The sequence below is a fragment of the Nonomuraea mangrovi genome (assembly GCF_042681425.1).
Taxonomy (GTDB): Bacteria; Actinomycetota; Actinomycetes; order Streptosporangiales; family Streptosporangiaceae; genus Nonomuraea; species Nonomuraea mangrovi.
On sequence record NZ_JBHUFV010000068.1, the window covers coordinates 201,992 to 220,213 of the forward strand.

Annotated in this window: 16 protein-coding genes; 9 read left to right on the forward strand and 7 right to left on the reverse strand. The window is 70.0% G+C overall.

Going from position 1 to position 18,222, the window contains the following annotated elements; genetic code table 11:
- Positions 1 to 48 precede the first annotated feature (48 nt).
- Both ACFSKW_RS44705 and ACFSKW_RS44710 read right to left on the reverse strand, forming a co-directional pair.
- Complete coding sequence (locus tag ACFSKW_RS44705; RefSeq protein WP_379580685.1) at positions 49 to 600, reverse strand: SDR family oxidoreductase; 552 nt, start codon at positions 598 to 600, stop codon at positions 49 to 51.
- Positions 601 to 625: 25 nt separating this feature from the next.
- Complete coding sequence (locus ACFSKW_RS44710; RefSeq protein ID WP_379580686.1) at positions 626 to 1,771, reverse strand: serine hydrolase domain-containing protein; 1,146 nt, start codon at positions 1,769 to 1,771, stop codon at positions 626 to 628.
- 123 nt (positions 1,772 to 1,894) lie between these two features.
- On the opposite strand from ACFSKW_RS44710, the gene ACFSKW_RS44715 reads away from it, so the two are divergent.
- Complete coding sequence (locus ACFSKW_RS44715) at positions 1,895 to 5,023, forward strand: AfsR/SARP family transcriptional regulator (protein ID WP_379580687.1); 3,129 nt, start codon at positions 1,895 to 1,897, stop codon at positions 5,021 to 5,023.
- Between the two features lie 623 nt (positions 5,024 to 5,646).
- Here the strand turns inward: ACFSKW_RS44715 and ACFSKW_RS44720 are convergent.
- A complete protein-coding gene (locus tag ACFSKW_RS44720) occupies positions 5,647 to 6,567 on the reverse strand; it encodes a GlxA family transcriptional regulator (protein WP_379580688.1) in 921 nt (306 codons plus the stop codon).
- Between the two features lie 123 nt (positions 6,568 to 6,690).
- Here ACFSKW_RS44720 and ACFSKW_RS44725 point away from each other — a divergent pair, with 123 nt between their 5' ends.
- On the forward strand, positions 6,691 to 7,896 hold the full coding sequence (locus ACFSKW_RS44725) for an MFS transporter (RefSeq protein WP_379580689.1): 1,206 nt from the start codon (positions 6,691 to 6,693) through the stop codon (positions 7,894 to 7,896).
- Positions 7,897 to 7,900: 4 nt separating this feature from the next.
- On the opposite strand, the gene ACFSKW_RS44730 is transcribed toward ACFSKW_RS44725, so the two are convergent.
- Positions 7,901 to 8,518 carry a TetR family transcriptional regulator gene (locus ACFSKW_RS44730; protein WP_379580690.1) on the reverse strand — a complete coding sequence of 206 codons (618 nt, stop codon included), beginning with the start codon at positions 8,516 to 8,518 and terminating at the stop codon, positions 7,901 to 7,903.
- An 82-nt stretch (positions 8,519 to 8,600) separates the two neighbouring features.
- Here ACFSKW_RS44730 and ACFSKW_RS44735 point away from each other — a divergent pair, with 82 nt between their 5' ends.
- The 6 genes from ACFSKW_RS44735 (at position 8,601) to ACFSKW_RS44760 (ending at position 14,140) form a co-directional block, all read left to right on the forward strand.
- Positions 8,601 to 9,530: an oxidoreductase gene (locus ACFSKW_RS44735; protein ID WP_379580691.1), complete on the forward strand. Its 930-nt coding sequence runs from the start codon at positions 8,601 to 8,603 to the stop codon at positions 9,528 to 9,530.
- Positions 9,531 to 9,771: 241 nt separating this feature from the next.
- Positions 9,772 to 10,974, forward strand: a complete 1,203-nt coding sequence (locus ACFSKW_RS44740; RefSeq protein WP_379580692.1) for an NAD(P)/FAD-dependent oxidoreductase — start codon at positions 9,772 to 9,774, stop codon at positions 10,972 to 10,974.
- A complete protein-coding gene (gene sigJ / locus ACFSKW_RS44745; RefSeq protein WP_379580693.1) occupies positions 10,971 to 11,861 on the forward strand; it encodes an RNA polymerase sigma factor SigJ in 891 nt (296 codons plus the stop codon). The genes ACFSKW_RS44740 and sigJ overlap by 4 nt, the downstream gene beginning before the upstream one ends.
- A gap of 87 nt (positions 11,862 to 11,948) precedes the next feature.
- Positions 11,949 to 12,425 carry an aromatic-ring hydroxylase C-terminal domain-containing protein gene (locus ACFSKW_RS44750; protein WP_379580694.1) on the forward strand — a complete coding sequence of 159 codons (477 nt, stop codon included), beginning with the start codon at positions 11,949 to 11,951 and terminating at the stop codon, positions 12,423 to 12,425.
- A complete protein-coding gene (locus ACFSKW_RS44755; protein ID WP_379580695.1) occupies positions 12,422 to 13,192 on the forward strand; it encodes a DUF899 family protein in 771 nt (256 codons plus the stop codon). Before ACFSKW_RS44750 ends, ACFSKW_RS44755 begins: the two co-directional genes overlap by 4 nt.
- A 417-nt stretch (positions 13,193 to 13,609) precedes the next feature.
- Positions 13,610 to 14,140, forward strand: coding sequence for a hypothetical protein (locus ACFSKW_RS44760; protein ID WP_379580696.1), 531 nt, complete (start codon positions 13,610 to 13,612; stop codon positions 14,138 to 14,140).
- 30 nt (positions 14,141 to 14,170) lie between these two features.
- On the opposite strand, the gene ACFSKW_RS44765 is transcribed toward ACFSKW_RS44760, so the two are convergent.
- The 3 genes from ACFSKW_RS44765 to ACFSKW_RS44775 form a co-directional block, all read right to left on the reverse strand.
- Positions 14,171 to 15,010, reverse strand: coding sequence for an alpha/beta fold hydrolase (locus ACFSKW_RS44765; protein ID WP_379580697.1), 840 nt, complete (start codon positions 15,008 to 15,010; stop codon positions 14,171 to 14,173).
- Between the two features lie 345 nt (positions 15,011 to 15,355).
- A complete protein-coding gene (locus ACFSKW_RS44770) occupies positions 15,356 to 15,529 on the reverse strand; it encodes a hypothetical protein (protein ID WP_379580698.1) in 174 nt (57 codons plus the stop codon).
- Complete coding sequence (locus ACFSKW_RS44775) at positions 15,504 to 15,719, reverse strand: hypothetical protein (protein WP_379580699.1); 216 nt, start codon at positions 15,717 to 15,719, stop codon at positions 15,504 to 15,506. Before ACFSKW_RS44775 ends, ACFSKW_RS44770 begins: the two co-directional genes overlap by 26 nt.
- Before the next feature lie 781 nt (positions 15,720 to 16,500).
- On the opposite strand from ACFSKW_RS44775, the gene ACFSKW_RS44780 reads away from it, so the two are divergent.
- Positions 16,501 to 18,162, forward strand: coding sequence for a TROVE domain-containing protein (locus ACFSKW_RS44780; protein ID WP_379580700.1), 1,662 nt, complete (start codon positions 16,501 to 16,503; stop codon positions 18,160 to 18,162).
- The last annotated feature ends 60 nt before the right edge of the window (positions 18,163 to 18,222 follow it).

The window sequence follows — 18,222 nt, forward strand, 5'->3', positions numbered from 1 at the left end:
ACGCCGGCCGACGCCGAGCGCGGGCCCGTGACCTGGACGGCTGAACTGTCAGGCCTTCATGACCTGGGTGTTCTGGGCAGCGGCGATCTTCCAGTCGCCGTCGTCCTTGGCCAGGACGTAGAACGGCCGGCCCTCGGGCAGATCGGTGAGGACGTTGCCCTTGAGGTCCATCGGTCGCTGGTGCACGTTGACGGCGGCCACGTCAGGACGGATGAACAGGATTCGCCTACGGCCGCGGCGGCCAGCACCCGCTCCTCGATGCGGGGGCGAGTCGCCGGTAGGGGTGGCGATGTTCAGCACCGCGTCGATCTCGTCGGTCACCGCGGCGCGCAGCGAGTCCGGGTCCGTCAGATCACCCACCCGCGTCGGAGTGCCCGGCGGCACCTCGGTGCCGCCCTTGACGAGCGCGACGACGTCATGGCCGTCCTCTTCCAGTCGCCGCACGACGGCGGAACCGATGTAGCCGGTGGCACGGGGTTTCGTGCCAGGTCGAAGCAGGCCGGCCAACGCGGCGTCTGTCGGGCGCCGGCCGACGGCTGAGCGCGCCGGCCGGCCTGCCTGAGAGCGTTGCCGCACCTGGAGGGGCAGCCGGGCGGGCATATGCCCTGCTGCCCGAGCCTCGTGCTTACGCGCCGATCGTGACGCCGAGCTCCGCTTCAGCGATCTTGAAGAGGAGGTCCCAGCTCTTCACCTCGGTGTTGGTGTGGAAGGCGACGGTGTGCTCGCCGTCGGGGGTGCCCAGCGCGCAGAACATGTGTCCCCAGTAGCTGCCGGCCACACCGCGCGCGGTACGCCCGCCCGTCATCGCCTTGTCGAGCTCGAACAGGCCGAGGCCGTAGCGGGTGTGCGGCAGCCAGCCGCCGCCCTCGGTGGAGACCGTGGTCCACATCTTGCGGTGCTGCGCGGGTGGCAGCAGGCCGCCGCCGGCCACGGCGTCGATGAATCGGATCATGTCGCCGGTGGTCGAGACGATGTTCCCTGGCTCCCAGGAGGTGTCGAACTCGGTGACGTCGAGTGGTTCGAGCCCGGGTTCCTCCATCATCGACTCCCAGTTCTCCGGGGTGACGGCTGCCGGGTCGACGCCGTCCTTGTAGAACTGGGTCGAGTACGCGCGGGGGTACGGACCGCGGTATCCCGTGTCCCCTCCGGGACGCACGTAGGTGGCCGTCAGGCCGAGCGGCCGGATGACCGTGCGCTCGACCTCGCCGGCATAGGTGTTGCCGGTGACCTTCTCGATGATCGCATGGGCGATGGAGAAACCGCCGTTGGCGTAGACGAAGCGCTCGCCGGGCTGACCCACCGGCGGCTGGGACACCGTCAGCTGCAGCAGGTCCTCGAGAGTCCAGACGTCGAAGCGGTGCTCGGCGAAACGGGATCGGTTGGCGTAGCCGGCCACCAGTTCCGGCGCGAGGCCCGTGGCGAACAGGCCGCCGGTGTTGCTGAGCAGGTGCCTGATGGTGATCCTGTCGCCGTCGTAGCCGCCCGCGTCCAGCACACCGGGCAGCCACCTGTTCACCGGGTCCTCGATGTCCAGCCGGCCTTCGGCCTCCAGGGTGAGTATCGCGGCGGCGGTGAAGGCCTTGCCTGCGCTGCCGACGGGCAGGGATTCCCCCGGCCCGCGCCGGGCCCCGGTGGTGAGGTCGGCCACTCCGGCGGTGCCGAACCAGGTGCCGTCCGCGTCCTTGACCTCGGCGACGATGCCGGGGATCTCGAGCTCGGCCACCGCCCACTCCAGCAGCCGCTGCGTCTTGTCGTGCCCCTTGCCTGTCATGTCATGCCTTTCGCAGAGCCTTCGTTGACGGTCTCGACGATGCCCATCGGCGATGACAGCGCTCTTACAGCGCTACGACAGGCGGCGCGGTCCCTGTAAGCGGGTCCTCATAGCCTGGTGGCCATGCGGATTGAGGTGCTGGGGCCGGTCCGGGCCTACGGCGAGGGCGGGGCGTCGATCGACGTCGGCGGGATCAGGGTTCGTGGGCTGCTGGCCAGGCTGACGCTGGCGGGCGGCGAGGTGGTGCCGGTCGATTCGCTCATCGACGGGTTGTGGGGCGATCGCCCGCCGCGGGAGAGCGTCAGAGCGCTTCACGCGCTGGTGTACCGGCTGCGGCGCGCGTTGGGCGAGGGCGAGGTCGTCGAGCTGGCCTCCGGCGGATACCGCCTGCACGTACGCGCCGAGAACGTCGACGCCTACCGCTTTGAGGAACTGGCCAAGCAGGGCCGCGGCGAACTGGCCGCCGGTGCAGGTCGGAAGGCCGCCGAGCTGCTGGGTGAGGCGCTGGCGCTGTGGCGGGGCGACGCACTGGCCGATGTGCTCGACGTTCCTTTCGCCGGTACGGCTGCCGCCCGCCTGCAGGAGCTGCGCGCTGCGGCCACCGAGGACTGGTTCGAGGCGAAGCTGCTGCTGGGCAGCCACGTCGAGATCCTGGCAGATCTACAGGCGGCGACCGCGGCGCATCCGCTGCGCGAGCGGCTGGCCGTACTGACGATGCGGGCGTTGCACGCGGCCGGCCGTCAGTTCGAGGCGCTGGCCCTGTTCGAGAAGGTGCGCCGCACGCTCTCCGAGGAGCTGGGCGTCGACCCCTCCGAGGAGCTGCGCAGGACGCACCTGGCGGTGTTGCGCGGCGAGAGCGAGCTGCCGGAGCGCTCCCGGGCGGCCCCAGGCCGGCTGCCGGCCCCGCTGACCGGCTTCGTCGGCCGGCAGGAGGAGCTGTACCTGCTCGCCGGCCTGTTGGAGAGCTCGCGGCTGGTCACGGTGGTGGGTTCCGGAGGAGTGGGCAAGACCCGGTTGGCTGTGGAGGCGGCGAGCCGGCATCGGGCCCATCGGCGCGGCCGCGTCTGGCTCATCCCTCTGGCCGGGGTGGACACGCCGGCCGGGGTGCCCGAGGCGGTGCTGGGCACGATCACCGCGGCAGAGGCCCTGCCGCGGGGGACGCCGCTTGATCGATCGGTCACCCTGCTCTCCGGTGGCGAGGGCGTGCTGGTGCTGGACAACTGCGAACAGATCTCGGAAGCGGTGGCCGAGTTCGCCTGGCAGTTGCTCGAGCGGCTGCCGAACCTGACCATCCTGGCCACCAGCAGGGAGCCGCTGGAGGTCATGGGTGAAGCGCTGTGCCGGCTGGCTCCGCTCGGCCTGCCCCCGGCACACGCCGATCCCGTTCGTGCCGCGCAGGCGAGCGCGGTACGGCTGTTCCTCGATCGGGCGGTCGCTGTACGGCCCGGCTTCGCGCTGGACGAATCGACGGCGGGCCCGGTGGTGGACATCGTGCGCCGGCTGGACGGCCTGCCGCTCGCCCTGGAACTGGCCGCGGCGCGGCTGCGCACGATGAACGCGGGCGAGCTCTCCCGGCGGCTGGATGATCGCTTCCGGCTGCTCGGCACCGGCAACAGGACGGCCCAGCCGCGGCAGCAGACCCTACGAGCGGTCATCGACTGGAGCTGGGACCTCCTCACCGATCAAGAGCGGACACTCGCCTGCCGGATGTCGATGTTTCCGGCCAAGGCCGGTCTCGGCCCGATCGAGGCGGTGTGTTCGGATGACTCCGTGGCGGATGTCGCCTATCTGCTGGATTGCCTGGTCGACAAGTCCATCGTGGAGCGGGCCGGTGACGGCTACCGGATGCTGGAGACCATCCGGGCCTACGCGGCCGGCGAACTCCGCTGCGCCGAGGAGCGCGAAGCCGTACGGCACAAGCTCACGCGCCACTACGCCGGCCTGGCCGAGCGACACGAGCCGCTGCTGCGCTCGCACCAGCAGGTGACGTCGCTGCGGGTGTTGGAGTTCGAGTATGACAACCTCGTGCACGCCCTCCAGACGGCCATCGACGACGGCGACGCCGAGGCGGCGGCCCGGATCCTCGGCCCGCTGTACTGGTACTGGGACACGCTGCGTTATGACGGCCGGGCCGATGGCTACGTGGCGAGGGTGCTGACGTACGGCGACGCGCTGCCTCCGGCGGCCAGGGCCGCGTTCACCACGATCCACCTGCTGGCCGGTGGAGCAGACGCCGAGCAGTTGCGGGCGGTGGTCGAGGACTGTGCTCGGACGGGCGCGCTGCTGCGCTATCCGATGCTGCTGACCATGACGCTGACGGCGGCCATCATGGCCGGCCTGGACGACCTGGTCGATCGGGAGATCACCCGGGTCCGGGACGGCTCGGACGGCTGGGCCATCGCTCACACCCACCTGGTCGAGGCGCTGCGCAGCCGTACCCGTGGAGACTGGACGGGCGGCGCGACCGCGGCGGCGAGGGCGTTGCGCGCGTTCGAGGAGGTGGGCGACCGGTGGTGGACCGCGATGACGCTGAACGGCACGGCGCAGATCCATGCCATCGAGGGCCGGCACGACGAAGCGGTCGCCGACTACGAGCGCAGCATCTCGATCAGCACCGGCCTCGCCTGGCAGGAGGAGATCTCATCCCGGCTCGGGCTCGCCACGGAGCGCATGCGCGCAGGCGACCTGAAGGGCGCCGGGCACGACCTCGAAACCGCGCGACAGGCGGCCTGGGACCGCGGTCAGCCCATGCTGGAGATCCAGGTCCATGCCTGCTCGGCAGAGCTGTACCGCCGCCGCGGCGAGATCGACCGAGCCGATCGCGAACTCGACCGGCTGGAGAGGGTCGCCCGCGAGTCGTCCCTTCCCGCCGAGACGAGCCACAGCCTGCTGCTGCCTGCCAGGACGGCGAACCTCCTCACTGCCGGTGACGCCACACGGGCGCGCGAGATGTTGCCCGGCGCCGTCCAGGCGGCACAGGTGAACATGGACCTTCCGCTGGCCGCCCAGCTCCTGGCCCGGCTGCTCTCCCTCGAGGGCGATCCGGCGGGTGCGGCCACCGCGCTCGGTATGAGCGAGGTCATCCGCGGCGCCTTCGACCGCGGTGATCTGGAGCTGAGCTCGCTCGTGGACGCCCTGGTGGGCCGGCTCGGCCGCACCGGCTATGCCAGGGCCTACCGCCGGGGCGCCGGCATGCCGCAGCGTGAAGCGATCGACAACCTGATCAACACCGTCATGGAGTCACCGAGCTGATCGGGCCACCGAGAGCCTGCGGGAGCGGGACGGCGGCTGAGCGGCCGGGGCAGGCGACCGGTTCCAGCCCGCGGGGGAGCGGGTCCGGAACCGGTCGCGGGTGGAGCCGTCTCGCTACTGCTTCGGGCGGGCGGCCAGCTCAGCGAGGAAGTCCTGGACCTGGCCGCCCACGTAGTTCATGCAGGGCGCGTTGCCCGTCCAGTCGGGCTTGGCCAGCTCGTCGAGCACGCCGGCCAGCGTGAGCGTCTTCTTCCCGCCGGGCAGGATCTCGTTGAAGTCGTACTCCCGCTGGCCTCGTTGAGTGACGGAAACAAACGTCCCCCAGGCTCTCCCGGCGCCATGGAACGATCCAAGATGTCGTGGTGGCTATAGTTTTCCGCCTTTCGTGTGGGCTGCTGAGGCATCACCATGGTGTGCGTCCCTGTGGCAACGGGCTGGGAAATTGCAGGACGGCCGGGACCGCAGGGGCCGGCAGGGTGGATCGAGGCGTGGCAGGCCTTCCGCCGCTCTTGACCATCCGGTAGGTCTCAGCGGACACGGCGGGTTTGTCGGCGGACAGGTTTGATGACGCAGCGGTCGGGTCCCGTCCATTGCTCGTGGTCGCGGCGAACCGCCCGGGACTTTCAGCGGAAGGAGCGGCGGTAGGCGGCCGGGGTGGTACGCAGGGCGGTGTGGAAGCGGCGGCGGAGGTTGACCGCCGAGGAGAGGCCGACGCGGGTGGCGATGGTCTCGACGGGCAGGTCGGTCTCCTCCAGCAGGGCGCGGGTCGCGGCCAGCCGGCGTTCCAGCAGCCAGCGGGCGGGCGGGACGCCGAGCTGGTCGGCAAACTGGCGGGTGAGGGTGCGGGGGGAGACGCCCGAGTAGGCGGCCATGTCCTCGACGGTGATCTGGTCGGGCAGGCGCGAGAGGAGCCATTCGAGCAGGGGGGCCAGGGAGTCTGGCATGGGGCCGGTGGTGGGGAGGGGAGGGTACTGGCGCTGGCAGCCCCCGCGGTGCGGTCCGGCGGCGAGCTGGCGGCCGATGCGCATGGCGTGGGCCGCGCCGTACTCCTGGAGGACCTGGTGAAGGCAGAGGTCGAGGGTGGCGGCCGAGGCTCCGGCCGTGGCGACGTCGCCGTGATCGACGTAGATGACGGTGTCGTCGGGGATGACGCGGGGGTGGAGGGCGGCGAGTTCGGCGGAGAGTTCCCAGTGGACGGAGGCGCGGCGGCCGTCCAGGAGGCCCAGAGCGGCGGGGATGAAGATTCCGGCGCAGACGGCGACGATGCGGGCGCCTCGGGTATGGGCTTGGGACACCGCATGGAGTACGGCGGGCGAGGGGATGACGGTCCAGCCCGCGATGACCACGGTGTCGGCGTCGTCGAGGGCTTCGAGGCCGCTGTCCACCTGGATGGGGACGCCGAGGGTGGTGGGGAGGGAGCCGGGGTGTTCGGCGCACAGGCTGAAGCTGTAGTGCTGGGGGATGTCGGGGCCGTGGTAGCCGAAGACGGCTGAGGCGGAGGTGACCGGGTAGAGCTCCTGGTTTGGTGCGACCAAGGCGACCACGCGATGCGGGTTGGGGGGCGTCGGCGGCGTTTCAGGGCAATCCAGGGGCATGGCGCAAATGTACCCAATGATGTCATTTGGGACACCGGTGCTCTGATCTGGAAAAATCCAGAATTGGGGCTCATGTGGACGAGGAGTTTCACCCTCTACTTCGGGGCCCGCACGATCTCGCTGCTCGGTGACGCGATGATGCCCGTCGCCTCGGCGCTGGCGATCGGGAGAGTCTACGGGATCGCAGGCGTCGGCTACGTGCTCGCGCTCTGGACCGCGTCGGCTGTGCTGGTCATGCTGTTCGGCGGGGTTGTCGCCGACCGGATCGGCGCCCGGCGCTTGATGATCGGCGCGGACGTGGTCAGGGTCGTCACCCAGGGGGTCGTGGCTGTCGCCTTCCTGGATGGTGCTCCGCCGTACGCCCTGTTGCTGGTGATGGCGTTCTTGTCGGGCACGGCCGCCGGGATGTTCGAACCGGGAGTCAACGGCATGGTCCCCCTGGTCGCCAAGGATCCGCAGCGGGCCAACGCGACGCTGAAGATCGCCGAGGCGGTCACCCAACTGGCGGGTCCCGCGCTGGCCGGAGTCCTCATCGTCGTCGCCGGGCCGGTCGTCGTCTACACGGTGGACGCCGCGACCTTCCTGGTCAGCGGGGTGTGCCTGCTGCTGGTCCGGGTCACCGTACCCAGGCCGGAGCCCTCCGACGTGCTGAGCGACCTGCGCAGGGGCTGGGAGGAGTTCAAGGCCAGGAGCTGGATGTGGTCGGTCATCCTGGTCTGGGTGTTCTGGGGCGTTCTGGTGGTCGGGCCGTACGTGCCGCTGTCGTCGCAGGTCATCGGGGCCGACTACGGCTGGGTGATGGCGGCGCTCGGCCTCGGCACTGTGCTGGGTGGGCTGGTGGCGATCAGGCTCAGGCCGCGCAGGCCGCTGGCGGCCGGGGCGGTGGCGCTGAGCGGGTACGTGGCGGTGCCGCTGACGGTCGCGCTCGCGCTGCCGTTGCCGCTGCTGATGGCCGGGCACCTGCTCGGGGGGTGCGCGTGGGCGTTCTGGTCAGTGATGTGGTCGACCAGCGTGCAGACGCAGGTCGCGCCGGACGTGCTGAACCGGGTCAACGCCTACCAGGTGGCCGGGTCGGTCGCGGGCATGGCAGTCGGGCAGGCGCTGGCCGGTCCGGTCACCGCGCTGGTCGAACCGCGCGCCTTCCTGCTGGGGTCGGCCCTGGTGGCGGTCGGCGTGGTTGCGGCGCTGCTGTTGATCAAGCCGGTCAGGCGGCTGGGCCGGGAACCTCAGGAGGCCGGAGGCCGATCGATCTCGGTCTCGGCCGGCCTGTTGACGTAGTTGGTCACCGGCGGCCCGTCGCGGTGTCCAGTGCCGGCGCGATCACGGCGAAGGCCCGGTCGATCAGGATGGTGGGGTCCTCGGAACCGCCGCTGTCGCTCCACCGCTGCAACACGGTGTCGAAGGCGTTCAACGCCATCCCGGCCGCCAGTTGCGGGTACATGTCGGTCGCGGGGTCGAGCTCCAGCCGCCGGGCCAACTCCACCGTCAGCTCCTCGCGCCACTGCGTCTGGCGCTCCAGGAACCGGGCGAGCAGGGTCGGTGTGCCCAGGATGAGCTGCACCACGCGCAGCGCCCGGTCGGCATGGCCGGCGCAGGCGTTGACGGAGACCCGGACGGTGTGTCGCAGCGCCGCCGAGGGTGGCTCCTCGGAGGGGCGGGCCGCAAGCTCCGCGCGCATGCCCGCGCCCATCTCGGCCAGGAACTGAACGACCACGTCCTCCTTTGAGGCGAAATATCGGAAGAAGGTCCGCCTGGAGACGCCCGCCGCGGCCACGATCTCGTCAACCGTGACCGCGTCGAACCCTTTCCGGGTCAGCAGATTCAGCGCCGCCTGCGTCAGCTCGTCCGAGACGAGCTGACGTTTGCGTTGGGTCAGGCTCACTTCAGGGCGGATGGTCACCGGCCCAGCCTACATGCCATGCCACTGGAGGCACTTAGGGTCCTCCTTGACACTCAATGCCATAGACGGCAATGTGTGCCGCATGCCCAAACACTGGACCGCCGAGCACATTCCGGATCAGACGGAACGGACGTTCGTCGTCACCGGAGCCACCAGTGGCCTCGGTTTGGCGACCACTCGAGCGCTCGCCCGCAGGGGCGGGCACGTCGTCCTCGCCGTACGCGACAAGCACAAGGCCCGCCGGGCGGTCGAGCAGGTCACCGCCGAGCAGCCGGGGGCCCACCTGGAGGTGCGCCGCCTCGATCTGGCCGACCTGGACTCCGTCCGCGCCTTCGTCGACGGGTTTCGTTCCGACCACGCGCGGCTCGACGTGCTCATCAACAACGCCGGCGTGATGGCCCCGCCCCGGACGCTCAGCGCGCAGGGCCACGAGCTGCAGTTCGCCGTCAACCACCTCGCCCACTTCGCCCTCACCGGCCTGCTGCTCGACCTCCTGGCCGACGGCGACGACCCCCGCGTGGTCACCATCAGCTCGACCAACCACCGGCAGGGGCGCCTGTTCTTCGACGACCTGTCCGGAGAACGCGCGTACGCGCCCATGCGGTTCTACAACCAGTCGAAGTTCGCCAACGCCGTCTTCGGCTGGGAACTCCACCGACGGCTGACCGCAGCCGGCAGTCCCGTGCGCAGCATGCTCGCCCACCCCGGCTACGCCGCCACCGACCTGCAGACAAGTGCGCCGGTCGGCATGGTGAAGATGCTGTACGGCCGCATCCTCGCCCCTCTCGCCCAGTCCCCGGACCGGGGTGCGCTGCCCCAGCTGTACGCGGCGACCGCTCCCGATGCGGACGGCGGGCAGTTCTTCGGGCCGGACGGCATGGGGGAGTTGCGTGGCGCGCCGAAACGGGTGCGACTGGCCTCGGCCGCCACCGACGCCGGGACCGGACGCCGGCTGTGGGAGTTGTCGGAACGGCTGACCGCCGTGCGGTTCGCGCTTCCAGCCGCGGGCTGAGCCTGGGGGAGGGGAGAGGACGCCACGACGACGGCCTCTTTCGGTCGATGTGACACATGACCTGGCCGAGCGGCGAGCTGGGCGTCCGCAGGGCCGGCAGCGCGACAGCTAATCCCGGTTCTGTGTCACAGCTGGGGATGGGCCGAAGGCTTCGGCCGCGATGTTCCCGCGCTCTTGAGCGGAGTGACGCGTGTCACGTCGCGTCATGTCACGTCTCAGCGATCCGCGGTGTCCTGAGGGCATGACCGAACACAACACACCCCACCAGGTCGTGGTCATCGGTGGCGGTTACGCCGGAACGCTCGCGGCCAACCGTCTGCGGATGCGCGCCGACGTCGACATCACTCTGGTCAATCCGCGCCCGGAGTTCGTCGAACGCATCCGGCTGCACCAGTTCGTGGCCCGTACCGGCGACGCCACGATTGACTACGGCACGCTGCTCGGCGAGGGCATCCGGCTCGTCGTCGACAGCGCCACGCGCATCGACACCGCCGCCGGCGTCGTGCAGCTGGCGTCGGGCCGCGCCCTTGACTACGACTACGTCATCTACGCGGTCGGCAGCACCGCAGCGACACCGTCATCGGTGCCTGGCGCGGCCGAATTCGCGTTCGACATCGCCGAGTTCGAGTCCGCGCGGCGGCTGCGCGCAAGACTGGACGAGTTGCCCCTCGATGCTCCGGTCACCGTGGTCGGCGGCGGATTGACCGGCATCGAGACGGCCGCCGAACTGGCCGAACAAGGACGCGCGGTCACGCTGGCATGCGGCCGGACCCTGGCACCGTATCTGAGTGCGCCGGGGCGCCGATACGTCGCCAAGTGGCTGATCCGGCACGGTGTCGCCGTGCTCGAGGCCGGCCTGGTGACCGAGGTCCGGCCGGATGCGGTCGTCCTTGTCGACGGCTCTGCCGACGCTGCGGTGCGTCCGAGCGCGCTGACCATCTGGACGGCCGGTTTCGGCGTGCCGGAGCTGGCGGCCGCGAGCGGGCTGCGCACCGACACGCTCGGCCGGCTGCTCACCGACGAGACGCTGACCAGCGTCGACGACGACCGCAGCGTCGCGGCGGGCGACGCCGCCGCACCGTCGGGCCGGCCGCTGCGGATGAGCGGCTACGCCGCAGGGCCGCTCGGGGCACAGGCGGCCGACACCGTGCTGAGCCGCATCGCGGGGACCGAACCGGCGGTGATCACCCTGGCCTTCACGGGGGCGTGCGTCAGCCTCGGCCGGCGCGCCGGTATACGACAGGTCGCCCGCAGGGACGACACCGCGGTGAACCTCTACATCGGCGGCCGCATGGGCGCGGCGATCAAGGAGGTGACCTGCAAGTTCGTGGTGGCGAAGAGGATCCGCCGTGAGGCCCGCGAGCCGGGTTCCATGGGCTGGCCCAAGGGCGGCCCGCGTCCGGGGCAGTCGGCCTCCGCTGCGCGGGTGGTCACCTCCCCGTGACCACCGACGAGCATGCCGAGCGATTCACTCTGTTGCGGCCGCTGCTGTTCACGATCGTCTACGAGATACTCGGCTCGGTAACCGAGTCCGACGACGTGCTGCAGGACAGCTTTCTGCGGTGGGCCGACGTGGACCTCGCGACGGTGCGGGACACCAAGTCGTATCTGGCACAGCTGGTGACCCGCCAGGCGCTCAACGCCTTGCGGGCGAGCGCGCGCCGTCGCGAGGACTACATCGGCTCGTGGCTGCCCGAGCCGCTGCTGCTCGACGCGAACGACGCCTCGGCCGATGTACTGCTCGCCGAGTCGGTGTCGATGGCGATGCTCGTGCTGCTCGAAACGCTGACCCCCGATGAGCGTGCGGTGTTCGTGCTGCGCGAGGTGTTCGGCTTCGACTACCGCGGCATCGCCACAGCGGTGGGCAAATCCGTGGAGACGGTGCGCCAGGTGGCGCACCGCGCCCGCGAGCACATACAGGCGCGGCGTAAGCGCTTCGAGCCCGTCGACGCCGCGACGACCACGCGGATCACCGAGCAGTTCATGACCGCGGCGGCCACCGGTGACCTGGAAGGGCTGCTCTCGCTGCTCGCGCCGGACGTCACCTGGACCGCCGACAGCGGCGGCAAGGCCACCGCGGCGCGCCGGCCGGTGGTGGGCGCGGAGAAGGTGGCCGCGGTCCTCATGAGCATGTTCCGCCTGGAGCGGCTGGGGGACCTGCGGACCGAGATGGTCAACTGCAACAACACGCCCGCGCTGGTACTCAGTGGCGAGCGCCTGGAAGGCGTCTTCCTGATCGAGATCGCCGATGGGAAGATCACCAACTTCTACGCCATTCGCAACCCGGACAAGCTTCTCGCGGTGGCGGTTCCGCGTCAGATCGGCCGGTAGTAGGAGTCGGCGCCGCAGCGAAGTAGCAATCGCGCATGTCTGTCACAAGCGGGTCGGGGCCGGCGCCCCACGTCTTTGCCGCTGCGGATGCGGCGGGACGGAGCCGGCCCGGGCGCGGGCTGGCGAGGGTGTGGCGCGGCTGGTGACACGTCCGGTGGCGATCGCCGAACGCGTCACCCCGATGTTCGTCCCGACGGACATGTCGCCTGGGTCACCCGCGCCGGAGAGCGGCCGGACCTGGACGCTCTCCGGACCGCCCTCACGACGTGGCTCGGCCCGGCCGGTCTTCACGATGCGCACGTACGCCACCGGCCAACGGCAACCTCGGATCAGTGCGCGAACTCCAGCCCACGACGACGAAACCACGCAGCTCAACGAGCTGACCACAGGACGGAACCCGCGACGTGTCCCAAGTCAGGCACTGCCGGACAGGATCTGCAGATTGATGTCGCGTCGGCGAGGCCGCTCGGCGCCGGGCCTCCTGCGCTTCCAAGATCAGTATCTGATCGTGACCAGTCGAAGGTGTTGTGTCGCGCTCTCCAACTGGCTAGACAGGTCGCATGACAGAGACGCCAGCAGCTGAGCACCCACTTCCGCAGATCGTCGATCGGCAGACCTGGCAAGCGAAGATCGACGAACTCCGGGTCAAGGAGAAGGCCCACACCAGGGTCGGGGACGCGCTGGCCGCCGAACGACGTCGGCTGCCGATGGTCGAAGTCGATCCGCAGACTCCGCTGATCGGAGCCGACGGTCCGGTGCCGTTGATCGACATCTTCGACGGGCGGTCCCAGCTGATCGCCTACTTCCACATGTGGCACACCGGCAGGCCCGCCGCGGAGCAGTGCGAGGGCTGCACCTTCTCCACGACCCACATCAACGAGTTGTCCTACCTGCACTCGCGGGACGTCAGCTACGCAACCTTCTGTCAGGGACCGTACGAGGAGAGCTCGCGCTATCGCGACTTCATGGGCTGGACGGTTCCCTGGTACTCGGTGCCGCAGGACGCCGTGGGCCGGTTGGTCGCAAACCGGCACTTCGGCATCCTGGTGGCATATCTCCGTGACGATGACAAGGTTTACGAGACCTACTGGACCACCGGCCGCGGCAACGAACCGATGGCACCGTCGTACGGACTGCTGGATCTGACCGTCTACGGCCGGCAGGAGTTCTGGGAGGACTCGCCGGAGGGCTGGCCGCAGCGTTGGGGTTCCAAGGGTGGCCAGTTCCGGCTGGACGGCCGCCCGACCGCCCAGTGGTCGCGGATCCGGGCCGGACGCGACGACGACCTCGGCGCCTCGTCCGGTGATCATCAACAACCGCACCGCCACTGATCGCGTGACCGGCTACGGATGACGTGGAGCATCTGGGACCTGTGATCTCGGGCAGGTGGCGCCTGCTTCGAGGTGCAACTGCGCGGCTCAGCCGCCAGAGTATGTCTCATGCATCGGTCCCGAGCGGTTCGCCCCGACGCGGGTAGCGCTGGTAATGGCTGGGGTCCACATTGACTGGACGCTCGGCGCGACCCTGGGAGACGGGCCATCCGGTCCGGCCGCGACGCCGGCGGCGCTCCGGACGCTGGTGGATCGCGGGCGCCGTCGCCGCGGTCCTTCTCACCGCCGCCGTGGCGCTGACAGCGATCGCCTTTCCGGTCCGCCGCGGCCACCACCTGCCCCGGCTGTTACGGCCTGGTGCGCCTCCAGCCCGGCGTGTACACCGAACCCGGCCTGCCATCGGACCGACGCCGGCACGTGACTGAGGTCATCGAGCAGGCGAACAAGCGGGTAGGTGACTTCTTCGGAGGAAGGAAAAGCGCTCCGGACATCCTCGTGTGCCTGTCCGACGACTGCTACCGCAGGATCGGCGGCGGTCGCGAACGCGGCATCGCCGTGCTCGACCGGTCGGTGATGCTGTCCCCGCGCGGCGTCGATCCCGTGATCGCCTCGCACGAACTGTCCCACGTGGAACTTCACGCCCGTCTCAAGGGGGCCGACGTCCCGCAGTGGTTCGACGAGGGCCTGGCCGTCCTGGTGAGCGACGACCCCCGATATCTCGCCCCGACCGGCGACCGCTGCCTGCTCGACTCCCGCCAGCCCCTGCCGGCCACACTGGACGACTGGCTGCGAGCGGCGTCAGCGGATGCCCGGTTGTACGCCAAAGCCGCCTGTCAGGTGAGTCGTTGGGCGGGAACGAGCGGCGGGAAAGAGGCCGTACGAACCCTCATCGAACGGCTGGCAACAGGACAGGCCTTCCCCGACATCCAGATGCCGGCCGCAGGGTGATCGCCATCGCCTTGACCGACGACGACTACCTCAGGCCCGGAGGAACTCGGCGATTGGCTCGGCCTGGCCGAAGACGGCGTGACCGACCCCGGAGAGCAGGTTCACCGTCGAGTGCGAGATGCACTCACGGACGCGCCGCGCGGTCTGGTGGGAGTCGAACATGACGTCACGGTCACCGACGATGACGAGTACGGGCATGGTGAGGCCGCGCAACGCGTCGTCGGAGAACACTGGGAGCTTCTCCCTGCGCGGGTTGAAGTGCGTGAACGTCAGGACGACGGCGTCGAGCGCCTGCCGGTCCTTCTCCGCGTCCAGTCCTGCAACGGACATCGCCGACTCGCGTAGTCCGCCGCGTCGGAACGGGCGGGTCAGCAGGGCCTTGAAGATCCAGCCGACCTTCTGCCGTCCCACGCCGCCGGGGCACATCAGGGCCAGGCGCGTCACTCGTTCTGGACGGCGGATGGCGTAGTCCAGGGCCGTCCAGCCGCCGAGGGACGTGGCGACGAACGCGGCGTTGGTGATCCCGAGCCCTTCCAGTACGTCGTCCAGCCAGAGTGATACGGCGTCGGAGCCGAGGGCGGGACGCGAGGGCGCGCTCAGGCCCGGCTCGCCGACGAGGTCCACGGCGTATGTGCGGAAGGGCTGAGACCAGGTGGCGATATCTCCTCGCCACATCGACGCGTTCGCCCCCGAGCCGTGCAGCAGCACCAGGGGCGGCGCGTCCTGCGGGCCGGAGACGAGGACGAAGGTCTCGCCCTCGCGAGTCGGCACCCGCACGTGCTCGGCGGGAACCGGCCAGGCGTCCAGCACCTGCCGGTAGCGGTCGAGGAGCTCGCGTCCACCGGCCTCGGACTTGTAGATCATGGTCATGACACCTGTACCGCCAGCCGCGCGTCGAGCGCATCGAGATCTGGAACCAAACCACACATGGTCGGACCTGTTCGACTCGCCGACGAGCGCGTGGAGCAGAACCGGCCGCCAGACATGAGGGGATGTCGCCGACGACCGCAAGCTTCAGCACGAACTTCTGCATGAGCTCGCCCGGGAAACGGGGTGCCCAGCGAGAAGAACCGCTCGTCCAAGCGGGCCGCGGGCACCGCCACCACGTCCTGTTTCGGCATGGCCATCGGGACCACCTCCTCGGCGACAGTGAAGGCCTTGCCACCGTGTCAAGGTCAAGTGGGGTCACGCCGCGAGACCACCAGGCATCCTCTGCTACCGAGTTCGGTGCTCGTCAATCCGCCCGACCCTTCCCGAGTACTGCGGGGACCTCTGGTCCACGTGCACAAGCGCCTCGGCCGCGGTTCGGACCTGGCCGAGCTCGCCGAGCAGCTCCGTGCCGCCGACGACGGCCTGGAGCTCCTCACCGGCGAGCTGCAGGGCTACCACGCTCGAGATCGTGGCCGTCGTTCTTGACGGCCGCCGTCAGTCCCGCATCGACCATTTGGTCGGCAAGAACAGGTTCTGGGTCGCGGACTGCTTCGACACCGCCCAGGTTGAACGCTAAGTCGATCTTGCCGACCTCGTCGAAGTGATCGGCGTCCGGCCGGATCCCCCGCCACCATCCCAGCACCCGCACCCATGCCACCCGAGTCGTCGGCCAAGGAGAGGTTCTTCTCCTCGTCGGACGTGAGCGGTCCGCCTCCACTCGAAACTCGGATGCATCCGCGACATGACCACATGTAACGTTTCACGTAGATCGCTCCGTTCGACTGTTCGTCGGGCTCGGAGTGGGCGCGGGTCGAATGACGTCGGTTATCTCTTACTCCAAATAAGATCACTCCGGTGTCGCTTCACACATCCGCTCCTGCCCCCGGCTCCGCGAACAGCCCGGTGGGGTGTGGTGAAGGTACGGGTCGAAGTTCGTCGGTTATCCGCTATTAACGGGGTGGTCGCAGGTTCGAGTCCTGCCCGGGGCTGCGGCTCCGGTAGCTCAGTTGGGAGAGCACCTAAACGCCGGTGGACATCCCACATCCGTGCCCTCACCAGACCTCACCATCAACTCGTCAGCCGTGCCGGTGGGCACGGGTCGAATCCACGCCGGTTACCGCAACCAGGTACAGGTTCGAGTCCTGCGACGGCTCCTGGCGGAACCGTCGGGCCCAGGTCGGCTGGGCACCCGGCAGGAGCCTCACATCCGTGCCATCGGCAGGGCTGACGATCTCGGGGAGGGCGGTGAAGGCACGAGTCGAAGTCTCGCCGGTTATCTGGTCACCACAGGTTCGAATCCTGATCCGGGCTGACTTCCCGGAAGCCCGGCGGGCGCAACACATTCGTGCCTTTCATCGCCCTCGTCCGCCCTCCTTATCCCTCACATCCGCCCGCCCGGGCGGGTCGACTCCCTCTCCAGGAGGTGCCCCATGTCCCGCGACCCCCTCGCCGGCATTTCCACCATCGCGACCCCGCAGACTCAGCGGCTGCCCGGCCGTACCGACCAGGTGCGCAACAACGCGGGCGGCTACGTCTTCACCAAGGACCTGTGGGCCCGGCTCGAGGACTTCCTCATCCTGGGCACCACGGGCGGCACCTACTACGTCGGCGAGGACAAGCTGACCGCCGACAACGCCGGCGTACTGTTCCAGGCCATCGCCGAGGACGGCGCGCGCGTCGTCGAGCTGCTCACCGCGATCTCCACCGTGCGGCCGCCGCGCGCCCCCAAGCAGCGGCCCGCGCTGTTCGCGCTCGCGGCGGCGTACGCCCGCGGCGACGCCGACACCCGGCAGGCCGCGAAGCTCGCCTTGCCCAAGGTGGCGCGCACCACGGACCACCTCGCGCAGTTCTTCGGCTACTACAAAAACCTCGGCGGGAAGCCGACCGCCCGTGGCACCGCGCCGCGCGTCGGCCGCAGCCTGCGCACGGCGCTCGGCTCGTGGTTCCTCGCCGGCGCCCCGGACGACGTCGCGTTCCGCGCGGTCAAGGCCCGGCAGCGCAAGACGCCGCAGGGCGAGGCGTTCGACCTGCGCGACGTCCTGCGCATCGCCCACCCGAAGACGGACAGCCCGGAGCGGGCGGTGTTGCTCGGTTGGATCGCGGGCAACGTCTCCGACGACGAGGCGCGCGACGTGCTGGAGTCGGTCGACCGGTTCCTGACCGCCAAGGCCGTCACCACCACGGCGCAGGCGGTCCGGGTGGTCACCGAGGCACGCGTGCCGTGGGAGTTCCTGCCCGACGCGATGCTGCGCGAGCCGGAGGTGTGGGACGCCCTGGTGGACACGGTCGGCGTGACCGCGCTGCTGCGGAACCTCGCGCGGATGACGCGCATCGGCACGCTCAAGCCGATGGGCTCGGCGACCAAGCGCGCGGCCGCGCGCCTGGCTGACCGCGACCAGCTGCTCAAGGCACGCATCCACCCGATGGACGCCTGGCTGGCCATGCGCGTCTACGCCTCCGGCCGTTCCCAGCCGAATCCGCGCGCCAGCGTCCAGCAGTGGGCGCCGGTTCCGGCGATCCTTGACGCGCTGGAGGAGACGTACGAGCTGTCGTTCGGCACGGTCGAGCCGACCGGAAAGCGGCTGCTCGTCGCGGTCGACTCCTCCGGGTCGATGAGCTGGTCCCGGATCACCTCGGGCGGGTCGCCGCTCGGCACCGCCTATGAGGTGGGCTGCGCGATGGCCGTCATGCTGGCCCGCATCGAGAAGGGCAACGTCCACGTCATCGACGTCGACACGAGCGTGCACGCGTCGAGGGTGACCCCCCGCACGAACCTGCGAGAGATCGCCTCGTGGCACCCCTCGGGCGGCGGCACCGACCTGAGCCTGCCGTTCACGTGGGCCGAGCACGAGCAGCTGGCGTTCGACGGGGTCGTCGTCTTCACCGACAACGAGACGTGGGCCGGCCGCTCGCACGCCTCGCAGGCGCTCGACTCCTACCGGCGCGCCGTCTCCCTGGCCACCCGCCTCGTGGTGGCGTCGATGACCGCGACCGGACACACGATCGGCGACCCGGCCGACGAGGGCGTGCTCAACATCGCCGGGTTGGACGCGTCCCTGCCGATGCTCGTGAACGGCTTCATCCGCGGCTGACCCCGGACACGCCAAGGCGCCCTGCCCCCTCGGAGGGGCAGGGCGCTTTGGTCGACCCGG